The sequence below is a fragment of the Gordonia sp. KTR9 genome (assembly GCF_000143885.2).
Taxonomy (GTDB): domain Bacteria; phylum Actinomycetota; class Actinomycetes; order Mycobacteriales; family Mycobacteriaceae; genus Gordonia.
Genome location: NC_018581.1, coordinates 4,437,398 through 4,458,945, shown reverse-complemented (window position 1 = coordinate 4,458,945; position 21,548 = coordinate 4,437,398). Strand labels below are relative to the sequence as shown.

Annotated in this window: 18 protein-coding genes; 7 read left to right on the top strand and 11 right to left on the bottom strand. The window is 68.3% G+C overall.

All coding sequences use genetic code 11. The annotated features are described in order from the left end of the window. Nucleotides 1-2: 2 nt before the first annotated feature. Together KTR9_RS20625 and KTR9_RS20620 are read right to left on the bottom strand one after the other, a co-directional pair. Entirely contained in the window at nucleotides 3-842 is an 840-nt protein-coding gene (locus KTR9_RS20625) for a sulfurtransferase (RefSeq protein ID WP_010840618.1), read from the bottom strand. A gap of 415 nt (nucleotides 843-1,257) precedes the next feature. After that, on the bottom strand, nucleotides 1,258-2,115 hold the full coding sequence (locus KTR9_RS20620) for an LmeA family phospholipid-binding protein (protein ID WP_014927979.1): 858 nt from the start codon (nucleotides 2,113-2,115) through the stop codon (nucleotides 1,258-1,260). A 212-nt stretch (nucleotides 2,116-2,327) separates the two neighbouring features. Between KTR9_RS20620 and KTR9_RS20615 the strand changes: the two genes are divergently transcribed. Together KTR9_RS20615 and mshD are read left to right on the top strand one after the other, a co-directional pair. Then, nucleotides 2,328-3,152 (top strand): winged helix-turn-helix domain-containing protein, encoded by an 825-nt coding sequence (locus KTR9_RS20615; RefSeq protein ID WP_044507194.1) that lies wholly within the window; start codon nucleotides 2,328-2,330, stop codon nucleotides 3,150-3,152. A gap of 4 nt (nucleotides 3,153-3,156) precedes the next feature. Next, nucleotides 3,157-4,062, top strand: a complete 906-nt coding sequence (gene mshD, locus KTR9_RS20610; RefSeq protein ID WP_044507192.1) for a mycothiol synthase — start codon at nucleotides 3,157-3,159, stop codon at nucleotides 4,060-4,062. Nucleotides 4,063-4,065: 3 nt separating this feature from the next. Here the strand turns inward: mshD and KTR9_RS20605 are convergent, their stop codons facing one another. Next, a complete protein-coding gene (locus KTR9_RS20605; RefSeq protein ID WP_014927976.1) occupies nucleotides 4,066-6,696 on the bottom strand; it encodes an alpha/beta fold hydrolase in 2,631 nt (876 codons plus the stop codon). After that, nucleotides 6,693-8,027, bottom strand: coding sequence for a lipopolysaccharide biosynthesis protein (locus tag KTR9_RS20600; protein ID WP_044507190.1), 1,335 nt, complete (start codon nucleotides 8,025-8,027; stop codon nucleotides 6,693-6,695). Before KTR9_RS20600 ends, KTR9_RS20605 begins: the two co-directional genes overlap by 4 nt. A 401-nt stretch (nucleotides 8,028-8,428) precedes the next feature. Between KTR9_RS20600 and KTR9_RS20595 the strand changes: the two genes are divergently transcribed. Further along, nucleotides 8,429-9,274, top strand: coding sequence for a glycosyltransferase family 2 protein (locus KTR9_RS20595; protein ID WP_044507188.1), 846 nt, complete (start codon nucleotides 8,429-8,431; stop codon nucleotides 9,272-9,274). Between the two features lie 274 nt (nucleotides 9,275-9,548). Here the strand turns inward: KTR9_RS20595 and KTR9_RS20590 are convergent, their stop codons facing one another. The 5 genes from KTR9_RS20590 to KTR9_RS20570 all read right to left on the bottom strand — a co-directional run bounded on the left by KTR9_RS20590 (nucleotide 9,549) and on the right by KTR9_RS20570 (nucleotide 16,213). Next, complete coding sequence (locus tag KTR9_RS20590; RefSeq protein ID WP_014927973.1) at nucleotides 9,549-11,717, bottom strand: hypothetical protein; 2,169 nt, start codon at nucleotides 11,715-11,717, stop codon at nucleotides 9,549-9,551. Beyond that, a complete protein-coding gene (locus tag KTR9_RS20585) occupies nucleotides 11,714-13,048 on the bottom strand; it encodes a glycosyltransferase family 2 protein (protein ID WP_083888993.1) in 1,335 nt (444 codons plus the stop codon). The genes KTR9_RS20590 and KTR9_RS20585 overlap by 4 nt, the downstream gene beginning before the upstream one ends. Beyond that, entirely contained in the window at nucleotides 13,045-13,824 is a 780-nt protein-coding gene (locus KTR9_RS20580; protein WP_014927971.1) for a glycoside hydrolase family 16 protein, read from the bottom strand. The genes KTR9_RS20585 and KTR9_RS20580 overlap by 4 nt, the downstream gene beginning before the upstream one ends. 26 nt (nucleotides 13,825-13,850) lie before the next feature. Further along, on the bottom strand, nucleotides 13,851-14,846 hold the full coding sequence (locus KTR9_RS20575) for a glycosyltransferase family 2 protein (RefSeq protein WP_014927970.1): 996 nt from the start codon (nucleotides 14,844-14,846) through the stop codon (nucleotides 13,851-13,853). Nucleotides 14,847-14,911: 65 nt separating this feature from the next. Then, nucleotides 14,912-16,213 carry a hypothetical protein gene (locus KTR9_RS20570; RefSeq protein WP_044507186.1) on the bottom strand — a complete coding sequence of 434 codons (1,302 nt, stop codon included), beginning with the start codon at nucleotides 16,211-16,213 and terminating at the stop codon, nucleotides 14,912-14,914. Nucleotides 16,214-16,445: 232 nt separating this feature from the next. Between KTR9_RS20570 and pstS the strand changes: the two genes are divergently transcribed. From pstS to pstB, 4 genes are all read left to right on the top strand, one after another. Then, nucleotides 16,446-17,522 carry a phosphate ABC transporter substrate-binding protein PstS gene (pstS, locus tag KTR9_RS20565; protein ID WP_014927968.1) on the top strand — a complete coding sequence of 359 codons (1,077 nt, stop codon included), beginning with the start codon at nucleotides 16,446-16,448 and terminating at the stop codon, nucleotides 17,520-17,522. Nucleotides 17,523-17,663: 141 nt separating this feature from the next. Beyond that, on the top strand, nucleotides 17,664-18,692 hold the full coding sequence (pstC, locus tag KTR9_RS20560) for a phosphate ABC transporter permease subunit PstC (protein ID WP_014927967.1): 1,029 nt from the start codon (nucleotides 17,664-17,666) through the stop codon (nucleotides 18,690-18,692). A gap of 2 nt (nucleotides 18,693-18,694) precedes the next feature. Further along, nucleotides 18,695-19,594, top strand: a complete 900-nt coding sequence (pstA, locus tag KTR9_RS20555) for a phosphate ABC transporter permease PstA (RefSeq protein ID WP_014927966.1) — start codon at nucleotides 18,695-18,697, stop codon at nucleotides 19,592-19,594. 46 nt (nucleotides 19,595-19,640) lie between these two features. Beyond that, nucleotides 19,641-20,417 (top strand): phosphate ABC transporter ATP-binding protein PstB, encoded by a 777-nt coding sequence (pstB, locus tag KTR9_RS20550; protein WP_014927965.1) that lies wholly within the window; start codon nucleotides 19,641-19,643, stop codon nucleotides 20,415-20,417. Nucleotides 20,418-20,523: 106 nt separating this feature from the next. Here pstB and KTR9_RS27755 read toward each other — a convergent pair whose 3' ends face one another. Both KTR9_RS27755 and phoU read right to left on the bottom strand, forming a co-directional pair. Then, nucleotides 20,524-20,673: a hypothetical protein gene (locus KTR9_RS27755; RefSeq protein ID WP_010840602.1), complete on the bottom strand. Its 150-nt coding sequence runs from the start codon at nucleotides 20,671-20,673 to the stop codon at nucleotides 20,524-20,526. A gap of 166 nt (nucleotides 20,674-20,839) precedes the next feature. Beyond that, the gene (gene phoU / locus KTR9_RS20545) at nucleotides 20,840-21,502 is read right to left on the bottom strand and encodes a phosphate signaling complex protein PhoU (protein WP_044507185.1); all 663 of its coding nucleotides are present in this window, start codon (nucleotides 21,500-21,502) and stop codon (nucleotides 20,840-20,842) included. Nucleotides 21,503-21,548: the final 46 nt, after the last annotated feature.

Genomic DNA, 21,548 nt, shown 5'->3' with positions numbered 1-21,548 from the left:
TCTTACTTTCCTTCTCCGAGTTCGATCGGGACGCCGATCAGCGAGCCGTATTCGGTCCAGCTGCCGTCGTAGTTCTTGACGTTCTGGTGGCCGAGCAGTTCCTTCAGGACGAACCAGGTGTGGCTCGAGCGCTCGCCGATACGGCAGTAGGCGATGGTGTCCTTCGAGCCGTCGAGGCCGGCCTCGCCGTAGAGCTCCTTGAGCTCCTCGTCGGACTTGAAGGTGCCGTCCTCGTTGGCGGCCTTGCTCCACGGCACGTTGATGGCGCTGGGGATGTGGCCGGGACGCTGGCTCTGCTCCTGCGGGAGGTGAGCCGGCGCGAGGATCTTGCCCGAGAACTCGTCAGGGCTGCGCACGTCGACGAGGTTCTTGACGTTGATGGCGTCGACGACCTCGTCGCGGAAGGCGCGGATGCTGAGGTCCGGCTCGCCTGCCTTGTAGGTCGTGGCGGGGCGGCTGACGGCATCGCTGGACAGCGGGCGACCGTCGAGTTCCCACTTCTTGCGGCCGCCGTCGAGCAGCTTGACCTCGTTGTGGCCGTACAGCTTGAAGTACCAGTAGGCGTAGGCGGCGAACCAGTTGTTGTTGCCGCCGTAGAGGATCACGGTGTCGTCGTTGGCGATGCCGCGCTCGGAGAGCAGGGCGCCGAACTGCTCGGCGTCGACGAAGTCGCGGCGGACCGGATCCTGCAGGTCGGTCTTCCAGTCGAGCTTGACGGCGCCGGCGATGTGGCCGCCGTCGTAGGCCGAGGTGTCCTCGTCGACCTCGACGAAGACGGTCTTGTCGGCATTGAGGTTCTGCTCAGCCCATTCGGTGCTGACCAGGACGTCGGAACGTGCCATGGCGGTGTCCTTTCCAGTGGATCTGTGATGGTCGTCGATCAGATGGAGATGATGGAGAACGGTGAGGCGCGGGACGGATTCCCGCGTTCTCGGCGGAGATGATGAGCGCGGGTGGCGGCGCATGGAATCGAGGATTCAGACCTCGGTGGAGACGCCCCCGTCCTCATCGACGGTGTGGGCGACCGGCTGCTCACGCAGCACGGATGGTCACACCGTCAACGGCGAGTGCGACAACAACAGTCGGCGACACGACAGAAGTCGATCGCCCGGCGTCGTGTGAGCAAGTACTCACGGCGCTGCTGCATGCCCACGAGGGTACAACAGAGCCGATCTCGCACCCAACGGCCGGGGTGCTTTGGCGCCGACACCGCCAGAAACCCGTCTGAACTGCTCAGAGTCTCCTCGGACGGTCGCGTCAGAAGCGGTCGGGACGGACCGCGGCCGGACCCGAATCGCCGACCAGTTGGACGTCCCCGCCGAAGCTCTCCGCGCGCTCGGCCGTGACATCCCAGGCCATCGGCAGGCGGGGGAGAGTCATGCTGAACCGGTCGAGTACCGCGGTGCGCATCTCGGGCGGGACCTCGGCGTCGAGGTGGCGTTCGGGCCCGGTGTAGAAGCCGGTGGCCCGGATGTCCAGTGCGCCGTCGACGACGGTGAGGTCGACGGAGACGCTGACTCGGATCTTCGGCCCGTCGTAGGCCGACGCCGACGGCGGGTCGGCGGGATCGAGGCCGTCGCGCGGCGGCAGCGCGACCGTACCGGTGAACACCACGCCGCTCTGGCGACTGACGGTGCCGTCCTGGGGGCCACCCGCACCGGCCTTGCCGTCCGGCCCCGGGGTGCTGACGGTCAGGTCGACGATGCGCAGGTACCGGGCGAGGGTGACGGCGTCGAGGCGGGTGTATGCCGAGATCGAGCGGGTGTGGAGAACATCACTCGGGGAGAATCCGCTGCCGTCGGCGACGTCGAACGGGCCGAGCGAGGCACCCAGCTCACCCCGGCAGACACCGCGAACCGGCTCGCATCCCGGTAGTTCGACGCCCCGCGCGGCGATGGTGGCACCCGCGAAGTGACCGGCGGATGACTGGGAGGTGAACGGGAAACCGGCGATGGTGACCTCGGGATCGAAAGTCACGCGGGGGGATTCGGCGATCGCGCGGGAGAGCTGGTATTCCCCGCGGACGGCGGCCCCGACGTCGACGCCGACGGCGACCCCCACTGCGGCAAGGGCGGCGACGATGCCGATGACGAGCACTTTCCGGATGCGCGGCATACTCGGCCGATCACCCTCCCCGTCGTCGTCATCCTGCGGTCGAGGTCGCCTTGTTAACAGCGAACCGCCCCGGTGGCGCTATTCTGTCACCTATCCCGCACACGTTGGTAAGGCGGCGTAAACAATCGCCGAGCGCATGTGGGGGTGGCGTTCACGTCGTGGTGAGCGATCTGGATGGTCCGGGACGGGGACGAACGAGATCGGAGTGCTTGGTGGATCTCTTGTTGTTGACGGCCGACCCCAATCCGGAGTCGGTCTTGCCGTCGTTGTCGCTCCTCGCGCATACGGTGAGGACCGCTCCGACCGAGGTGTCGTCACTCATGGAGGCGGGGAACGCCGATGTGGCGCTGGTCGACGCGCGCGCCGATCTGGCCGCAGCTCGTGGACTGTGCCGGCTGTTGGGCAGTACCGGCTCCTCGGTGCCGGTTGCGGCGGTGCTGACCGAGGGTGGGCTGGTCGCGGTCAACGCGGACTGGGGTATCGACGAATTCCTGCTGCCGGGGACCGGTCCCGCGGAGCTCGACGCCCGGCTGCGCCTGCTCGTGGTGCGCACCCGCGGGGTCGCGGCCGAGGAGTCCTCGGGCAAGGTCACCCTGGGTGAACTCGTGATCGACGAGGGGACCTACACCGCGCGGCTGCGCGGACGTCCGCTCGACCTGACCTACAAGGAGTTCGAACTCCTGAAGTATCTGGCGCAGAACGCGGGTCGCGTGTTCACCAGGGCGCAGCTGCTGCAGGAGGTGTGGGGGTACGACTTCTTCGGCGGCACCCGCACCGTCGACGTGCACGTCCGTCGACTCCGCGCCAAGCTCGGCAGCGAGCACGAATCGCTGATCGGCACAGTGCGCAACGTGGGTTACAAGGCCGTGCGTCCGACGCGGGGCCGGGCGGCGGCAGCCGACACCGATCTGTCCGACGACGAGCCGGCGGGTCCTGGCCCGGTCGGTGCCGAGCAGGCGGACGCCGACGACTTCGACGGCGCTCTCGACGGTCCGGATTCCTTCGACGAGGAGTTCAGTGCAAGCGCCGGAAACTGATCAGGTGCAGGTGCATCGGGGCGCGCTGCCCGACGATGTCGCGGCTTTCGCTCATCGCCTGGTGCGTGATGCGACAGCGGCCGACGGCGTCGCCCCGCTCTCGGAGGGCGCCGTGACGGCCTTCGACGCTCCGGACGGATCGCCGGTCGTGCATGTCTGGTCGACGGCGGCCTATGCCGTCATTGTCCCGGGTCGCGACGGTGAGCCGGCGATGATCGAGGCGGTCGTCGATCCGGCGCATCGGCGCAAGGGACATGGCCGGCAACTGCTCGACGCGGCCTTCGGTGCCGCATCCGTTCCCGAGTCGGGAGCCGGGGTGCGGGTGTGGGCGCACGGTGACCTGCCCGGCGCGGTGGCGCTCGCCGCATCCATGGGCCTGACGAAGCGTCGCGAACTGCTGCAGCTGCGTCGTCCGGTCGGAGCCGGCCACGAACTCCCGGAACTCGTCGTCGACCCGACCGTCGAGCTCCGGACCTATGCCGGACCGTCCGACGATGCCGAGATCCTGCGCGTGAACAACGCGGCCTTCGACTGGCATCCGGAGCAGGGTGGCTGGTCCGCGGAGCAGATCCGCGAACGGGTGGGCGCCGACTGGTTCGATCCGGAGGGGTTGTTCCTCGCCTTCGACCGTTCCGGCGCCGAGGCCGGCGACGAGCCCGGCAGGCTCCTCGGGTTCCACTGGACCAAGCGGCACGACGCCGACCTCGGCGAGGTCTACATCGTCGGGGTCGATCCCGCCGCACAGGGCCGGGGGCTCGGCCGGTTGCTGACGCTGGCCGGACTGCACCATCTCGCGCGCGCAGGCGTCTCGGAGATCAACCTCTACGTGGAGGGCGACAACGCCGCCGCGCTGCACACCTATGAGCGGCTCGGGTTCACCCGTTACGCCGTCGACGTCGCCTACGGCTGAGTCTCACCGGTCCCGCGTTCGCAGGACGCTGTCGATGGCGTCGACGATGTCGCCGATGTGGGGTTCGCGGACCACGGACAGGTGGTTGCAGTCGAGACGGAGGACGTCGACGTCCCCGGTCACGATGTGGCGTCGCCAGATCGACGGTTCGTCGCGGTTCTCGCTGCCCTGCACCACCAGGGCGCGCCCGGAATAGGGGCGGGGGCGATGCAGCCGGCCGACCCGGACGCCGAGTTCCTCGAGGGCCTGGGCGTCGGCGGTCGGCGAGGTCTTCACCACGCCCGCGAGCGGGACGCGAATGCGTCGGCGCCACAGTTCTTTCCGCGGAAGCGGCTCGTACACCGGGGTGGTGGTGAGGGACGGGTCGGCGCGTTTGGCGCGATGCAGGATCCGCGGCGGGACGAACGTGTCCACCACGACCACCAGGTCGACACGGTGCCCCTCGGCCTCGAGTCGTCGCGCGGTCTCCAGGGCGATGAACCCTCCCAGCGAGTGCCCGACGAGGACGTAGGGTCCCTCGGGCTGGATACGACGCAAGTCGCGCAGATGGCGACGCACGGCGGCGTTGACCGTCCAGTCGGGGATCCCGCGGGTGTCCAGGCCGTGCGGTGCGAACGCGAAAACCGGTCCGACGCCGTCGAGTTCGCCGACGCGGTCGGCGAACGGCACGAACGTGAGTGCCGAGGCGCCCGCGCCGGTGAAACAGAAGACCGGTCGCCCGTGTCCCCGGCGCAACGGGATCGTCGTCGGTGCCAGGCGTTCGCCTCGCCGATCCCGCGACCCCGTGCCCGAGCCGCCGGTGCGGGCGGCGATGATCGTCGCGAGCTCGGCGACGGTCGGCGCGGAGGCCATGTCGGACTGGGTGAGGCCCGCTCGGTGCGTCGAGTTGAGGCGCACCATGATCTGCTGGATCGTCAGCGAATCCGCACCCAAGGCATAGATGTTCTCGGTCCGCCCGACGACATCCAGCGAGAGTTCGCCGGCCCAGGTCGCGGCGACGGATGATTCGAGTTCGCCGACAACGGGTTCGACGTGGCGCCGGGGCTCGGGCAGGGCGGTGCGATCGATCTTGCCCCGGGCATTGCGGGGCAGGTCGGACAGTTCGACGATGTGCGCCGGGACCATCCAGGGGGGCAACGCCTCGCGGAGGCGCGCGCGCAGGGCGGCGGTCGGCGGTGTGCGCCGGTTTCCCTCCGGGACCACGTATGCAATCAGTTCTATTGTCTGGCTCGCATTCTCGCGCGCGATGACGACGGCCTCGGAGAGATCGCCCTCGCGTAGGAGCGCTGCGCTCACCTCGGCCGGTTCGACGAGGTAACCCCGGATCTTCACTGCATCGTCGGCGCGGCCGAGCAGGACGAGGTCCTCGCCGTCGAACCGCCCGTTGTCTCCGGAGTGGAACGTGCGAATCCCGTTGTCGTCGGTAGAGAACCGATCGACGTCGCCGGCCGGGTCGAGGTAGCCGAGAGCGATGTATCGCGAGGAGATCGACACCCGTCCGGACCGTTCGACCCTCACCGTCTTGTGGAGCGCCGGTGTGCCGGCGGGCAGCGGTCCTGTTCGCGCGGGGTCGCCGGCGCGGACGTCGAAGTGCCCGATCGCATAGGTCTCCGAGGAACCGGCCCAGTTGGTGACCGTCGCCTGGGGTGCCAACAACAGTGTGGCGGTCGCGGATTCACCGGTGAGCGGCTCACCGGTGGTGATGACCCGCCGCACCGCCGACCACGCGGGGTGGACGGTGCCGGCGGTACTCGAGCGAACGAGTGAACGCAGCAGCGACGGGGTCAGGAAGACGGTGTGGATCTGCTCCGCCGCGATCATGTCGAGCAGGTCGGTCGGCGTGCCCTGCCTGGGGTCGGCCACGAGGACATCGCAGCCGCTCAGCAGTGAACCCATCAAGACGTTCAACCCGCCGCCGAAACTGATCGGCATGCACAGGGCGACGCGCAAGCGCTCACCGAGCCCGAAGCGCTCCCGCATGAAGATCGAGTCACACAGCCACATCGCGCCCGGTTGCAGCACGCCCTTCGGCGTTCCGGTGGAACCGGACGTGAACTGGATGTTCGTGACCCCGAACGCGGCGTCGGATCCGGATCGGGTGTCCTCGGTCTCGACCGCCCGCGCCGCCGTGTCCGGTGCGGACGCCGCGTCGACGAGGAGGTCGGTCGTCTCGACGACCGGGAGATCACATCGGGTTCCGCAGTCGCGCAACCCGTCCATGTGTTCGGCGTCGGCGATGGCCAGTCCCGGTGGCCGACCGTGGGTGCGCAGCGAGGCGAGGATCGCGTCGATCCGCTCCGCGGGCAGGGCCGTGTCGAGCGTGACCAGGGGGCGCCGCGTCAGGAAGACGCCGAGGACCACGGCGACGGTGTCCGGCGACAGACCGAGCTGGACGACGACTGGGCCCTGATCAGTGGGCTGCAGGTCGCGGATGCGGGCGGCGACTCCCCGTGCGGCGCGGAGGAGTTCGCGGTAGCTGATCACGGTGTCCGACAAGCGGAGCGCGATCGCGTCCCCGAACCGGTCGGCCGCCGTCGCGAACGCGTGCGCCAGTCCGCCGGTCAGGTCCGGCTCGGGGGCGGAGACAGGCGTGGGCACCGCGGCCAGGGGGCCACGAGAGGTGTCGATGGTCATGGTGTGGTCGTCCTCGCCGAGAGCTCGGCAGCAGTGGTGGTGGGGGTGAGGGCCTGCCGGATGAGGCGCAGCCCGGGAACGAGCAGGAGGATCACGATGGCGACGTTGGCCGTGAGGTAGACGTAACCGACGCCGATGATGCCCCAGTGGTCGGCGCCGAAGACGATGCCGCACAGGACGATCACGCCGAACACGCCCTGCACGCCGACCGCGAGACGCAGTTTGCGGCGCACGCGGGCCAGAGCGGTGTAGATCGTCACGAACGACACCGTCGGCAGGGTGAGCGCCATCAAGCGGATCAGGTCGGTGCCCTCGTCGGCGTACTGCGGTCCCATGATCGCGAGAATCCAGGGCGCGGTGACGAACAGCACGACGCAGCCGATGACCCCGGCGCCGCCGCACAGGGCGATGAACCGGAGCGTTGCCGACCGGAGATCGGCGCCGGGCTCCGCGGCGGTGGCCACGAAGGGTGCCGACGTGGCGTGCAGGAGGATCGCCGCGGTGTTGACGACCAGCCAGCAGATCGAGAAGTAGGCGTTCATCTCGGTGCCCAGGCGCGCCACGATGACCAGCGGGACGATGAGCGGCACGACCACTCCGACGGCGGTGATCCCCAGTGAGCCGGCGTAGAACTGGGCGATCTCGCCGGGCCGCGGCAATGTGCCCGGCCCGGTCATCGAGCGTGCGGTTCGACGGATCGCGCCCAGACCCACCCACGCCGCGATCACCGCGGCGGGTAGGACCCAGGCCCAGAAGACGGCGAATCCGGTGGCGATCGGGATGAACGCCGTCACGAGGACCAGCTTGATGGTCGACTGGGAGATGTTCTTCGTGGCGACCGTTCGTGAACGGCCCAGGCCGATGAGGATCTGGTCCTGGATGGCGAAGATGCCGAGAACGGCCACGAACAGCGGGAAAAGCCAAGTCTCCCAGGGGCTCATGAACAGCGAGTCGACCGGTCCGAGGAGGACGAAACCGAGGCCGAGGAGAAGTGCGGCACCGATGATCACCATGCGCCCCGACGTGATCATTCGCGGTGCGTTGCCGCCCGCGACCGGCAGAAAGCGTTCGTAGAGACTGCCGATGCTCAGATTCGACAAGGTGGCCAGCAGCGTCGCCGAGGTGATGAGCGCCGACGCCCGACCCACTTCCGCGGTGGTGTAGCCGCGCGCGGCGATCGTCCAGAAGATGAACCCGAGCACGCCGGTCGCCAGACTCGACGTCATGACGGCCATGATGTTGAAGCCCACGCCCGTCTGGTCGCCGAGGAGTCCGCCCGGGTTTCTGGTGAGTCCCCGTCGCGTCCGGATGCGACGGTGGGTGACGGTCACCGTCGGAGTCCGGATCGGTGTGCGGTCGCCGAGATCCGCGGATGGGACCCGAGTCGGTCTTGTGATCGTCGAGACGGCGTGTGCGCGTCGAACACTGACATCTCCGATCCGATCCGGCGGCTGTAGATCTGGCGGGGCGCTCGGATCCGAGCTGAGGGTAGCCTATCCTGAAGATTGCTTCCATTCGGTGGTGCCGGAGCCCTTTTCGGGTCGACGGCGCCCTGACCGGCGGGGAGTGCGGAAGGCGAGGACCCCGTGCGCATCTGCGAGTCCGTTTTGGGCGGTTCGTATGAAGCTGATCACAAAGTAAGAGAAGCCTAACCTTACTGGTTATGCTTCTTCTCGCTGAGCGTCGTGGGGGGCGCTTCATGGCTTATCGATGATGCGAATGCTCTGGAGGAATGGTGACCGACTTGATCGACGCTGGGAATGGCACGGGGGGTGCCGATCCGGCGGTGCTCGACGACTTGACGGAGTTCGAGAACGAACTGGGCGTCTCCGAGGCCGGGATCGGGGAGACGGCGAAACCGACTGTCACCGTGGTGATCCCGACCCGGAACGAAGCGCTCAACCTGCCGTATGTTGCCGAGCGGATGCCGCCCGTGGATCAGATCGTCGTCGTCGACGGTGCGTCGGTCGACGGAACGGTGGACGTCGCGCGGTCGTTGTGGCCCGACGCGACGATCGTCTCGCAGACCCGTTCCGGGAAGGGAAACGCGCTCGCCTGCGGGTTCGAGGTGGCGACCGGCGACATCATCGTCATGATCGATGCCGACGGGTCCACCGATCCCGCCGAGATCCCCGACTTCGTCGGAGCGCTCGTGGCCGGCTCGGACCTCGCCAAGGGCAGCCGCTTCTCCCTGGGTGGACACAGCGATGACATCACCGCCTTCCGCCGCGTCGGCAACAAGGGCCTCAACTGGCTCGTGAACCGGATCTTCGCCACCTCGTTCGCCGATCTCTGCTACGGCTACAACGCATTCTGGCGTCGGCACCTGGACGTCCTCGACCTTCCGCTCACCGACTTCGACGAACCCCAGTGGGGCGACGGATTCGAAATCGAGACGATCATCAACGTGCGGATGGCGCGCAGCGGCTTGACGATCCGGGAGGTCGGCAGCCGGGAGTCCAAGCGAATCCACGGACGCAGCAACCTCAACGCCCTGACCGACGGCATGCGCGTGCTCCGGACGATCGGCCTCGAGCGCCGTCTCCATCGCGACGCGAAGGCCTCAGCCGTCCGCTGAGCAGCATCGAAAGACGTTCGGCCGCAACGCTGGACTACTCGCGTGACACGAACGCCGGCGACCGTGTGGTCGCCGGCGTCTCGCGCTCTACCGATGAACCTCAACTCGACTGATGGACTTCGATCGAAGTCCATCAGTCGAGTTGAAGTTCATCGGTCGCGTGGGTGTTTGCCGGACCCTTCGTGGCTCGTCGCTTGCGCTCCTCGCACCTCAGGGAGCAGGAAGCAGGTCGTTCTTTCGGATCAGGGAGCAGGAAGCAGGTCGTTCTTTCGGATCAGGGAGCAGAGGCGGCGGGCTTCGGTTCGAAGACGAAGATCGCGGTGTCGCCGTCCTCGTGGATCAGCCGCCAACCGGGCGCGACCCGCAGGGCCGCCTCGAGTTCCGCTGCCGCACCGGGGCGGTAGGTGCCGTAGTACTCGGAGATCCGACGAGACTGCTCGGTGAAGGTGACGTAGGTCGGCTTGTCGGACTGGTCGACCTTCCAGAAGAGGTCGCCGAGTTGTTCGGGACTGGGGAACGTCATCCGGTCGCCCGCGAGGTCGAAACTGAGCGGGTAGTCGAAGTAGGGGTTCGCCAGCGTCATCGGGGCGTAGTTGCCGTTCGTCCGGGTGGGCATGCCCGCCGGATGCAGTGTGATGAACCGGGTTCCGGGCTCGGCGGTCTCGGTGATGGCGTCGATCGCCTCGTACTGCGCGCGCGTCTCGACGATCACCGGCCACAGCGCGACGTAGGAGTACATCCCGGCGAGAGTCGCCGCACAGACCAGGATCGCGGCACCGGCGGCGCGCAACCGGTCGCGGCCGCCGCGTGCGAAGCCGGTGAGCAACCACACGAGGGTGGGCGCGATGAGCAGCGCGCACCCGAGTAGCCCATAGAGGTACACACGGAAGATCGCCTCGCCGCCGTAACTCTGTCCCAGCAGCAGGGCGAGGGCGGAGAAGGCGAGAACGGCCAGGGTGAGCCAGTGTGCGCGTCGGCGGCGCCAGCCGATGAGCGCGCAGATCCCCGCCGCCATCACGACGCCCGCCGACAGGGCGCGGCACACCGTCGACGTCGTCTCCTTGGCGGGGACACCGGCCATCGTGAAGTTGGTGGCCGCGTTGTCGATCGGGTTACCCCCGGAAAGGATGCCGTACGGCGCGACGGCTTCGAGATTGGCCAGGAGATAGGCGCCGGCGATGCCGAGCATGATGGCCACCGCCCACCACGGCCGCACCCGGCGCAGGACCACCAGTACGACGGCCGCACCCAGAACCCAGAACGGTGTCAGCTGATGACTCGGCACGATCGCCGCGAACGGGATGATCGCCAGGACTGCGGCTCGCGGGGCACGCCGGGACGCCAGCAGAAGGGCGATCGCACCGTAGGCCAGGACGAGTGCCCACGCCTGGGGCGCGAAGTAGTCCTGGCCGACCCAGTTGACCGTCTCGACGATGAGAGCCGCGGTCAGTGCGACGACACGGCTCATCGACAACGTGCGGGCGGTGGCATAGACGACGACCGCGAGCAGGATGTGGACGACCGTGGCGAAGAGATGCGCCAGGACCATCGGATCGAGCCCGGTGGCGTCGCAGAACCATGCGGCGACCGCGAAGAAGGCGGGCCACTGGGCGTAGATGTCAGTGCCGCCCGGGGTGAGCGTGCCCGTGTCCTGGATGTAGTCGACGACCGCGAGGTGCTTGTAGGTCCAGTCGTAGAGCGGCATCTCGGTACCGAGCCAGGTGGTCACGCGGCTGACGACGATCGCGGTGCCGATGGTGACGACCAGTCCGGAGCTGCTGCGGGTGGCGATCGCGACGACTGCTGCGGCCGCCGTCAGCACCGTCGCCGGGATGAGCAGACGTCCGCTGCCGGAGAACAACAGGCCGTAGTAGCTCGCGTCAACGCTGGGCAGCGTCGGCACGGCCACTGCCCAGCAGGTCAGCGCCGCAACGCACAATGCGACCGACACGCGAAAGCCGGTGGAGCGCAGCGCCGGACTGCGGACCGCGGTGAGTCCGCGGGATGTGAGTCGACTCCGCAGCTCCCGGACGTCGGGCGCCGGGGTGTGCGTTCGCCGACGGTGGACGATGCCGGATGCCAGGACCGCCACGCTGCCGGCCACGAGGAGTGCCGTCGGATGCCACCACGACGACCAGAGCGCGGCGATGGTGACGAGGGTGGTCAGCGCCATGCCGAGCGTCGGTACCGCGGCGAGCACGGTGCGCCGCGGGAGTGTCACCCAGGTGCACACGGCGGCACCGGGTCCACAGAGAACGAAGAAGCCCACCAGCAGTGCGCTCGGCACCGACGGCAGGGGCAGGGCGCCGACGAGTCCGGCGATCGCGGCGACGAGGCTCAGGACCGCGACGGACCCCGACGGTCCGGCCGGTGCCGGGGAGATCCCGGCCCGGGCGTCGGCGTCGGTGGGAGGTGACGGCGCGGCCTCCGCGGCGGCCGTCACGACCGCGCCTTCGCCAGAGGCCTGGCGCGCCGGCCGCGAAGCCGTTCGCGTGCAAGAGCGACGGGCCCGCCGACGACCGACAACACCTCACGCCGGCCTGCCTGCGCCGCAACGCCGTCCGCGATCCCCTCCGGTGGCCTGGTGATCGCGCCGTAGGCGGCACCGGCTCTCGCGACGGCTCGCGACCGGCGCCGGAGTACGCGCAGGGCGAGCGCGAGATGACGCCGCTCGGTGGCGACCTTCGTCAGCCATGCACCGAGCCCGAGTCCGTATCCCCGTGACTGTTTCAGGAGATCCTCGTCGGTGCTGCGATGCCGGTGCCAGATGATCGAATCCGGCTCGTTGGCCAGCGCATGGCCGGCCGTCAGGATGCGGAAGAACATGTCGATGTCCTCGCCTCCCCGCGTTCGTGTCCCGGCCCCGAGCGCCTCGTCGAATCCGCCCAGCGCCAGGGCGACGTCCCGGCGGATCGCGAAGTTCGCACCGGTGCCGTAGACGCCGATCTGGAAGGGGAACAACGGGAGATCCGACGGTGGGTCGGCGAGCGAGAAGACCCGTGCCCGCATGGAATCCGCCCAGGAAACCCGCCAGTCGAAGTAGATCTGGGACCGCGTCCGCAATTCCCCGCTCGGCACCATTCCGCACACACACGCGATCTCCGGTGACCGGCCGAAACCCTGGGCCAGGCCGAGCAGCCACCCGGCGTCGGCGACGACGTCGTCGTCGGTGTAGGCCACGAGGTCGTGAGCGGCGGCGAGCAGACCGGCGTTGCGCGCGTTGGACAGTCCGGCCACCGGCTCGGTCACGAGCCGGAACCGCGGATCGTCGAGCGCGTCCACCACGCGTCGCGTGCCGTCGGTGCGGGGTGCGTTGTCGACGACGACCACCTCGTAGTCGGGATAGTCGAGTCGTTGCAACGAGGACAGTGCATCGGCCAGCATGCCCGGCCGCTCATGCGTGCAGACGACGACGCTGATCGGCGGCAGTGAGGCACGAGATGGCAAGTCCGGCAGAGCGTACGGTGCGACCGGGACACGCACCAGGCCGTCGACGATCGGGGCGTCGACGAACCGGATGGGCGCGGACCCGTGCCGGAGGAGAACCCGGGCTCGCCCATAACCGGCGGCGTCGAGTGGGGCGCACGTGACCATTCCGTCGGAGACCGAATCGGGATCCCGGTCGTCGCCGGTGATCTCGGCGACATCGAGCATCCCTACCCAGGTGGCGCCCGGCCATTCGGGGGCGCCCTCGAGCGGCATCGCGGGATCGAGTGGGACGGGGTCCGGCTCGGCGGTGGCACCCGCCGCGTCGTGGACGTAGTCGGTTGTCACGGTGCGGTCACCCGGACCCAGTCGACGAGCATGATGTTCTCCGCAGGTGTCGTGTCGTCGGTCGGTCCGGGCCAGTTGCCCCCGACGGCGAGGTTGAGAAGTAGGTGGAAGGGCTGATCGAGTACCCACCGCGAGTCCGGTGCCAGATCCCCGGGCTCGACGACGAACAGCCGTTGGTCGTCGATCCCGCTCTCGATCCGGCCCGGGAGCTTGTTCACCCAGTAGGTACGGAAGGTCGAGGCCAGTGGCTGGGCGGGCACGCCCGACCTCGAGATGTTCTGTCCCCGTTCGGATGATGCCTGCGGGACGTGGACGCCGGTGTGGTACTCGGGTGCCTGGTTGAGTGTCTCGATGATGTCGATCTCCCCGGCCGCGGGCCAGCCGACCTCGTCGATGTCGTCGCCGAGCATCCAGAACGCGGGGTGAAGGCCGGTGCCGGCGGGTACGGCGATGCGGGCACTGACCCGGCCGTAGGTGACCGACAACCGGTCCTTCGTGGACAACCTGGCCGAGGTGTAACCGTCGGGTCCCCGTCGCGCGGTGATGGCCAGATGTCCCTCGCCGTCGATCCGGGCGTTGGCCGGCGAGTCGGTGTACACCTGCGCTTCGTCGTTGCCCCAGCCCCCGCCGCCGGTCATCATCTGCCAGGGGTCGTCCGGTGCACGCGCGGGGCCGTCGAACTCGTCGACGAAGATGACCTCGGGCCCGTTGTCGGGTTCGGCCAGGACGGTCGGTGCCGAACACGCCGACACCGCCGTCGCCACCACCGCGCCCATCGACGCCAGCAGTCGTCCGGGCCCCATCATCGGGACACACCCCGGTCGCGGCGGGCGAGGCCGGAAACGTATCCGGCACAGGTGAACACGAAGCCCATGACGAGCGCGCCGACACGACTCGGGGTCCGGCGATGACGCCAGACCCCGGAGGGCAGCACCCGGGTGGTGTATCTCCGCTCGCTCGACAGGGCATCGCCGGTGCCGGCCAATTCGGACAGAATCGCCTTGGAGCGTCCCTCTTGGTAGCACCTACGGGCAAAGTAGACGAACCGGGCGCGGTCGTCGGTCACCGCATGGGTGACCCCGAAAGTGGTGTCGCGCACGATCTTCGAGGAAGGATCGCGACGACGCAGGTCGATGCCCATGAGGGTTTCCTCGCACCCGGCGGGCATCGTGCCGCGCCGGCCGAGCCGCGTCGAGAATCCGCCGATGTCGGTCAGTGCGTCCCGGCGGACCGCCATGGCGGCGCCGATCGGGTTGCGGATGGCCGAGCCGTCGCCGGGCAGTCCTCGGTAGTCGCAACCGATCACCCATCCGAATTCTTCGGGAAACCACCGGGGCGCGGGCGAATCCCACTGCGCCACAACGGCTCCCCCCACCGCCACGACGTCGGCGTCCGTGCATCGGGCCCGAACGGCCGCGAGTGCCCCCGGTGCCGGGCACGCGTCGTCGTCGATGAAGACGACGATGTCACCGCGGGCGGCGGCGGTGCCGGAGTTGCGCGCGTCGGAGAGCCCGCGGGATCCCTCGTTCGCGCACACGACCGCGTCGGGATGTGCGGCCGCGAGGTCGGCCCACAGGGTCTCGTTGTGATCGACGACGAGGACGAGTTCGTCGCCGGGGCCGAGCTGTGCCCGGATCTCGGCGATCGCGATGTCGAGCAGCCGGCGCCTGCGTTCGGTGTAACAGCAGACGACCACCGACAGGGTCGGATAGGGGCGGACCGGGGCGTCGGGGTCGGGGGCACCCGGGACGGGGGTCGCCTGGTCGGCCAGTGGATCGACAGGATGGGAGGACAGCACGGTTTCGGCCTTCGGTAGCTCGGGATCAGATGTGGTTCGTGGTGTGACCGGGGGAGTGGTGGACGTCAGGGCACCCCGACGATCCGTGCGGCGTGCCCGGCGACGGCGTCCATCGCCGCGCGAATGCGCGCCGGGTCGAAGACGTCGTCGCGGAACGCCGCGGTCATCGAGACCGCGCCGCCCACGAAACCGGTCGTGACCGTGATCCCGGTTGCCGACGGCGGCGTGGCCACCCCGATGACCGCGGCGCGGGCGGGGTCGGACCATTGCCAGCCGCGTTCATGTCCGGGCAGGTGGCCGACACTCGAGTGGAGCAGTTCGGCACGGACCCGACCGTCGGCCGGGACGTGCTGGGCCGGCGACGCCGAGTCGCGGTCGTCGCGGGGACGGCACAGGGTCTTGATCGTGGCGAGTGCCAGGTTGGCGGTCGGCCGTCCCATCCGGGCCGACGCGGTCATCGCGCGTTGCAGCGCGGCAGCCGAGGTGGCCTCGTCTACGGGGAAGCTCAGCCCGGCAGAGAAATTGGCGTAGGTCCGCGTCGCGGATGGCAGGTATGTGCGGGCGTCGAAGGGCAACGTGACCATCGGGTCGAGCCGGACGCCCGCCTCGGTCAGCGCCGCGACCAGGGCAACCGTGTAGATGGCGAACAGCCCCGTTCCCGGAATGGACGACGTCCGCCCGGCCCGGATCGCGTCCACCGCGGGGGCCGCGATGTGGACGTTCGCGGAGACCGGCCGTCGTGGCGGAACCGGGCGTCGGGTGCGAGGCGGCTCGACGGGTTCGCGGTGCCGCTGGAAGCGCAGCAGCGAGACGGCGCGGCGCGGGTCGGCCACCGTGATCGCAGACGCGACCAGCAGCGGGGGGAGAACAGGTCCCCGGCGCGGCAGCGTCGACGGGTCGACCGCGCCCACGATGACGTCGACGATGAGATTCAGCAGGGTGAGGTCGCCGAGTCCGTGGTCGTAGTCCAGGGCGAGATGGTCGCCGGCCAGCACGATCCGCAACGGCCGGTGGGGCAACGAGTACAGAACATCGAACAGGCGGGCCGGGTCTGTGCCGGGCGCCGGCGGTGACGCGTCGACGACCGAGTCGGCGGCGGCGTCGGGGTCGAAGACCCACTCGCGTCGATGGGGCGAGGGAAGGAGGCCGACGCGGGAGTGCGGCCCCACCCGCGCGAGGCGCACGATCCGGTCGGCGGCCACCGCGCGGGACGGGAGGTCGAGCGGGCCGATCACCAGTGCCGCCCGGTTGTGTCCGTGCAGCAGGTCGATCGCCGCGCAGCGGAAACGCGAAAGCGTGCCGGGTCGGGATGCCGGTGGGTCGACGTGCCGGGGGGTCGAAGCCGGGGTGGGTGAGGGTGTTGCCATGAGTGCGATCCGGTAAACTATAGCAAGGCTTGCCTAAGTCCCGAATGTCGGGTTACGCAGATCACGTACGCTCGCCCCGAAGTTGTTCTCACCCCGTCTGCCTTGGCCAGTTCACCCGCAGTTCATCTTTTGTAGGGGATCAGTCCACCACGCCCCCATAGCTTTCCATTCGGACACTCCGGACCCGACGCCAGTCGGGGCGGAGAACGCGAACGGAAAGGCAACACCAGCGGTGAAAATCAATCGGAACGGCGCCCTGGCGTCGGTGTCGGCGATCGCGGCACTGACTCTCGTGACGGCGTGCGGTGGGGGAAGCGAACAGACGGTCAGCGGCGAGGGCTCCACCGCGCAGCAGAAGGCCATGGAGCACTTCAGCCAGGTCCTGACCGACAACAGTGACGTCGTGCTCGACTACACCGGCAGCGGCTCCGGTGACGGCATCAAGAAGTTCATCGCGGGTGACGTCGACTTCGCCGGGTCGGACTCCGCCCTCAAGGCCGACGAGGTCACCGAGGCCACCGCGCGCTGCAACGGCAACGCCCCGTGGCACCTGCCGCTGGTCGTCGGTCCCGTCGCGGTCGCCTACAACCTCGAAGGTGTCGACGACCTCAAGCTCAACCCGAGCGTCATCGCGAAGATCTTCAACGGCAAGATCACCAAGTGGAACGACCCGGCCGTGGCCGCGCTGAACCCGGGCGTGCAGCTGCCCGCCAGCGACATCGTCCCGGTGTACCGCTCGGACAGCTCCGGTACCACCGACAACTTCCAGCGCTTCCTGGAGAACTCGGCTCCCGCCGACTGGCCGTACGAGCACAGCAAGGAATTCGCTCCCAAGGGCGTCGGCTCGGGTGCCTCGAAGTCCACCGGCGTCGGCGACACCGTGAAGAAGACCCCCGGATCGATCACCTACGTCGAGTGGGGCTTCGCCACCGAGAACGACCTCGGAGTGGCGCAGGTCGACTTCGGTGCCGGCCCGGTCGCGCTGAACGCCGAGAGCGCCGGTACCGCCCTCGAGTCGCTGGCCTTCAAGGACCCGGCCAGCAAGGACCTCGTCGTCGACACCGACGCGCTGTTCGCCTCCAAGGCTCCGGGTGCGTACCCGCTGCTGCTCACCCCGTACTCGATCGTCTGCTCCGCGGGCTACGAGGACGAGGCCACCAGCCAGACCTTGAAGGACGCCTTCACCGGAATCCTCAACGACGGCCAGGCCGGCCTCGAGGAGATCGGCTACGTGCCGGTCCCCGACGCCTTCAAGGCCAAGCTGCAGGGAACCATCGATTCGCTGTCCGGTGGGTCCGGGAACGCCTGATCAACCCCATCTGATCGCGTGCGCGGGGCCGCTTCGGTTGCGGCCCCGCGCACGTGGTTGACACACTGACACGACATTTCGCGTGTCCACGAGACGGCGGGAAGTGCCCCAATGACCAGAGCCGAATCACAAGAAGGACGCATGACCTCGCTGAGCAAAGAGGGTGGCGCGATTCCGCCGGACACCGGTGAATCGAACGCCCCCGGGTCATCGCCAGACCAACCGGAATCCACACTGCACTCAGCCGCGCATCACCGGGTCGCCGACAAGGTGTTCCGGAATCTGGCCGTCGGGTCGGGGTTCGTGGTCTCCCTCGTCATCGCGCTGATCGCGCTCTTCCTTCTCGCACAGGCGATCCCGTCGCTGGCGAAGAACGAGGAGAACTTCTTCACCTACACCGGTCAGTGGATCACCAGTGGAGATCAGCTCGCCTTCGGCATCCCGCAGCTCTTCTATGCGACGGTGGTCGTGTCGGTGATCGCGTTGCTGATCGCGATGCCCGTCGCACTCGGTATCTCGATCTTCCTGACCGAATACGCGCCCAAGCGATTCGTCGGCCCGATCACCTACACCGTCGACCTCCTGGCCGCTGTGCCCTCGATCGTCTACGGCCTCTGGGGCATCCTCGTGCTCGGCCCGGCGCTGGTGCCGGTGAACGAGTGGCTGGTCGCGAACCTCGGCTTCCTGCCCTTCTTCCAGCAGCCCACCCAGGTCGCCAACATGAGCACCGGCGGAACGCTGCTGACCGCGGGAATCGTGCTCGCCGTCATGATCCTGCCGATCATCACCGCGGTGACCCGCGAGGTCTTCATGCAGACCCCGAAGGGTCATCGTGAGGCGGCGCTCGCGCTGGGCGCCACCAAGTTCGAGGTCGTCAAGGTCGCGGTGCTGCCCTTCGGGTTCTCCGGTTACATCTCCGGGTCGATGCTCGGCCTGGGCCGCGCGCTCGGCGAGACGATGGCGCTGCTGCTCATCATCTCGACCGTCGGGCCGATGAACTTCAACCTGATGGAGAGCGGCGAGACCTTCGCCACGAAGATCGCCAACAACGCGGCCGAGTTCGACTCGCCGGCGAAGACCGGCGCCTACATCTCGGCCGGCCTGACCCTGTTCGTCCTGACCTTCATCGTCAACGCCGCCGCCCGCGCGGTCGTCGCCGGAAAGAAGTGACCATGTCTGTGACAACGACAACTTCCGCGGCCGACCCGGTCAAGAAGCCGTCGGGCTTCACCCCGATGTCCGGGCGCCGGCGTTTCACCGACGCCACCGTGCGTGTCGCCGTCATCGCCGCCCTCCTGGTGGCACTCGTCCCGCTCCTCTGGCTGGTCTTCACCCTGCTGTCGCGGGGTATCGAGACCATCCTCGACATCGACTGGTGGACCCAGGCCGAGCGGAAGGGCGGTGCGGCCAACGCGATCGTCGGCACCCTGATGCAGACCGCGCTCGCCGCCGTCATCTCCATTCCCCTGGGCATCTTCGTCGCCATCTACCTGGTGGAGTACGCGACCAAGAAATCGCTCCTGGCACGCGTCACCACCTTCATGGTCGACATCCTCTCCGGCGTGCCGTCGATCGTCGCCGCGCTGTTCGTCTACGCGGTATGGCGCACCACACTCGGCCTGCCCCGCTCGGGATTCGTGGTGGCCATCGCGCTGGTGCTCCTGATGGTTCCGCTGGTGGTCCGCGCCACCGAGGAGATGCTGAAGATCGTGCCGCAGGACCTGCGGGAGGCGTCGTACGCGTTGGGCATCCCCAAGTGGAAGACCATCGTGAAGATCGTCCTGCCGACGGCACTGTCGGGCATCGTCACCGGCGTCATGCTCGCGATCGCCCGGGTGATGGGTGAATCGGCACCGGTGCTGATCCTCGTCGGCGCGACGCGAGCGATGAACTTCAACCCGTTCGACGGCAACCAGCAGTCGCTGCCGCTGATGATGGTGCAGCAGTACAACAACGGGCCGGGCGCCTTCGACCAGGTGTGGGGTGCGGCGCTGACGCTGGTGATCCTCGTCGCCATCGTCTACTTCGGTGCCAAGGCGGTGTCGAAGCTCTTCGCCCCCAAGACCTCCTGACCTCCCACCCATCTCGGGTCATCTTTTTCCAGAACGGACCAATGCCATGGCCAAGCGCCTCGACATCAAAGACCTGAACATCTACTACGGCGATTTCCACGCGGTCAAGGACGTCACCCTCGAGGTCCCGCCGCGGTGCATCACCGCCTTCATCGGCCCGTCGGGCTGTGGCAAGTCGACGGTGCTGCGAACCCTCAACCGCATGCACGAGGTGACCCCCGGCGCCTACGCCAAGGGGAGCGTCCTGCTCGACGGCGAGGACATCTACGGCAAGTCCGTGGACCCGGTGAGCGTGCGCGCGACCATCGGCATGGTGTTCCAGCGGCCGAACCCGTTCCCGACGATGTCGATCCGCGACAACGTTGTCGCCGGCCTCCGCCTGCAGGGTGTACGCAACCGGTCAGAGCTCGACGACGTCGCGGAGAAGAGTCTCCGCGGCGCCAACCTCTGGGAAGAGGTCAAGGACCGTCTGGACAAGCCCGGTGGCGGCCTGTCGGGCGGCCAGCAGCAGCGTCTGTGCATCGCCCGCGCGATCGCGGTCTCGCCCGACGTCCTGCTCATGGACGAGCCGTGCTCGGCGCTGGACCCGATCTCCACACTGGCCATCGAGGATCTGATGGGTGAACTCAAGAAGGAGTACACCATCGTCATCGTGACCCACAACATGCAGCAGGCGGCCCGCGTCAGCGACCAGACCGCGTTCTTCAATCTCGAGGCGGTCGGCCAGCCCGGTCAGCTCGTCGAGATCAACGACACCGAGACGATGTTCTCGAACCCGACGAAGAAGGAAACCGAGGACTACATCTCGGGCCGCTTCGGCTGAGCCGACCGCGACACCGACCAGGCCCGCTCACCCGTCCGGGGAGCGGGCCTCGTCGTGTCGGCGGATGGTGGGTGCGGCGGGGTCCGGCTGTCGACGAGCCGCGGAGTCACATGTTGAGCACCAGGATCGCCAGCATGGCGACCAGTGACGCGGTCACACCCAGGTAGGTGAGTATCTTGCGTCGATGGGCGGCAGCCTCTGCGTCCTCGTCGGTCACCGCATTGAAATCGGGCTCGGTCGGATAGTGCTGGGCCATGTCCGCCACCCTAACGACGAGCTGGACGCAACTGAAATCTCGCAGGACTCGGTCCGGGCACAGATCTTCACGGACATGAAAAAGAGGCCGAGTTCAGTGTGCGAAACTGAATTCTCGGCCTCTTTCGTGTGGTCCTCCGCTCGGCGATCAGCGCCAGCGAGGGAAATCACCCAAGGGTCTGGAACTGCTCCGGGGTCTTGCCGGTCGCGGTGAACACCACGCGGCGTCCGATCAGCACCGCATGGTCGGCGAACCGCTCGTAGTACCGGCCGAGCAGTGTCACGTCCACCGCGGCGGCGACGCCGTGCTTCCATTCGCGGTCCATGAGCACTGTGAACAGGTGGCGATGGAGGTCGTCCATCGCGTCGTCGTCCTCCTGGAGGCGGAGCGCGGCCTGCGGGTCGCTGGTCACCAGGACCTCGTGCGCGTTCTTCGCCAGGGTCACCGCCAAGCGGCCCATCTCGGCGAAGTAGCCGTTGACCTCTTCGGGGAGGGCCTTCGCAGGGTGGCGACGACGTGCGACCTTCGCGACGTGCAGGGCCAGCGCACCCATGCGGTCGGCGTCGGCGACGATCTGGAATCCACTCACGACTCCGCGCAGGTCGCCGGCGACCGGGGCCTGCAGCGCGAGAAGCGCGAAGGACTGTTCCTCGGCGCGAGCCGTCAGCCGGCTCATCCGGTCGGTGTCCCCGATGACCTCTTCGGCGACGGCGAGATCGGCCTGCAGCAGGGCCTGCGTGGCGCGCGCCATCGCAGTGCCGGCGAGCTCGCACATCTCACCCAGTACCGAGGTCAGCGCCTCGAGTTGCTCTTGGTAGGCGGTACGCATGATCCCAGGATACGTGCGTGATCACACGACTCCGACTCCGACCGAT

What these genes read in the sequence shown, in the direction of transcription:
- pstB (WP_014927965.1), top strand. Translation starts at nt 19,641, where the DNA reads ATGGCCAAGCGCCTCGACATCAAAGACCTGAACATCTACTACGGCGAT.
- KTR9_RS20625 (WP_010840618.1), bottom strand. Translation starts at nt 842, where the DNA reads ATGGCACGTTCCGACGTCCTGGTCAGCACCGAATGGGCTGAGCAGAAC.
- KTR9_RS20620 (WP_014927979.1), bottom strand. Translation starts at nt 2,115, where the DNA reads ATGCCGCGCATCCGGAAAGTGCTCGTCATCGGCATCGTCGCCGCCCTT.
- KTR9_RS20595 (WP_044507188.1), top strand. Translation starts at nt 8,429, where the DNA reads ATGGTGACCGACTTGATCGACGCTGGGAATGGCACGGGGGGTGCCGAT.
- KTR9_RS20580 (WP_014927971.1), bottom strand. Translation starts at nt 13,824, where the DNA reads ATGGGCGCGGTGGTGGCGACGGCGGTGTCGGCGTGTTCGGCACCGACC.
- KTR9_RS27755 (WP_010840602.1), bottom strand. Translation starts at nt 20,673, where the DNA reads ATGGCCCAGCACTATCCGACCGAGCCCGATTTCAATGCGGTGACCGAC.
- pstC (WP_014927967.1), top strand. Translation starts at nt 17,664, where the DNA reads ATGACCTCGCTGAGCAAAGAGGGTGGCGCGATTCCGCCGGACACCGGT.
- KTR9_RS20570 (WP_044507186.1), bottom strand. Translation starts at nt 16,213, where the DNA reads ATGGCAACACCCTCACCCACCCCGGCTTCGACCCCCCGGCACGTCGAC.
- phoU (WP_044507185.1), bottom strand. Translation starts at nt 21,502, where the DNA reads ATGCGTACCGCCTACCAAGAGCAACTCGAGGCGCTGACCTCGGTACTG.
- pstA (WP_014927966.1), top strand. Translation starts at nt 18,695, where the DNA reads ATGTCTGTGACAACGACAACTTCCGCGGCCGACCCGGTCAAGAAGCCG.
- KTR9_RS20605 (WP_014927976.1), bottom strand. Translation starts at nt 6,696, where the DNA reads ATGACCATCGACACCTCTCGTGGCCCCCTGGCCGCGGTGCCCACGCCT.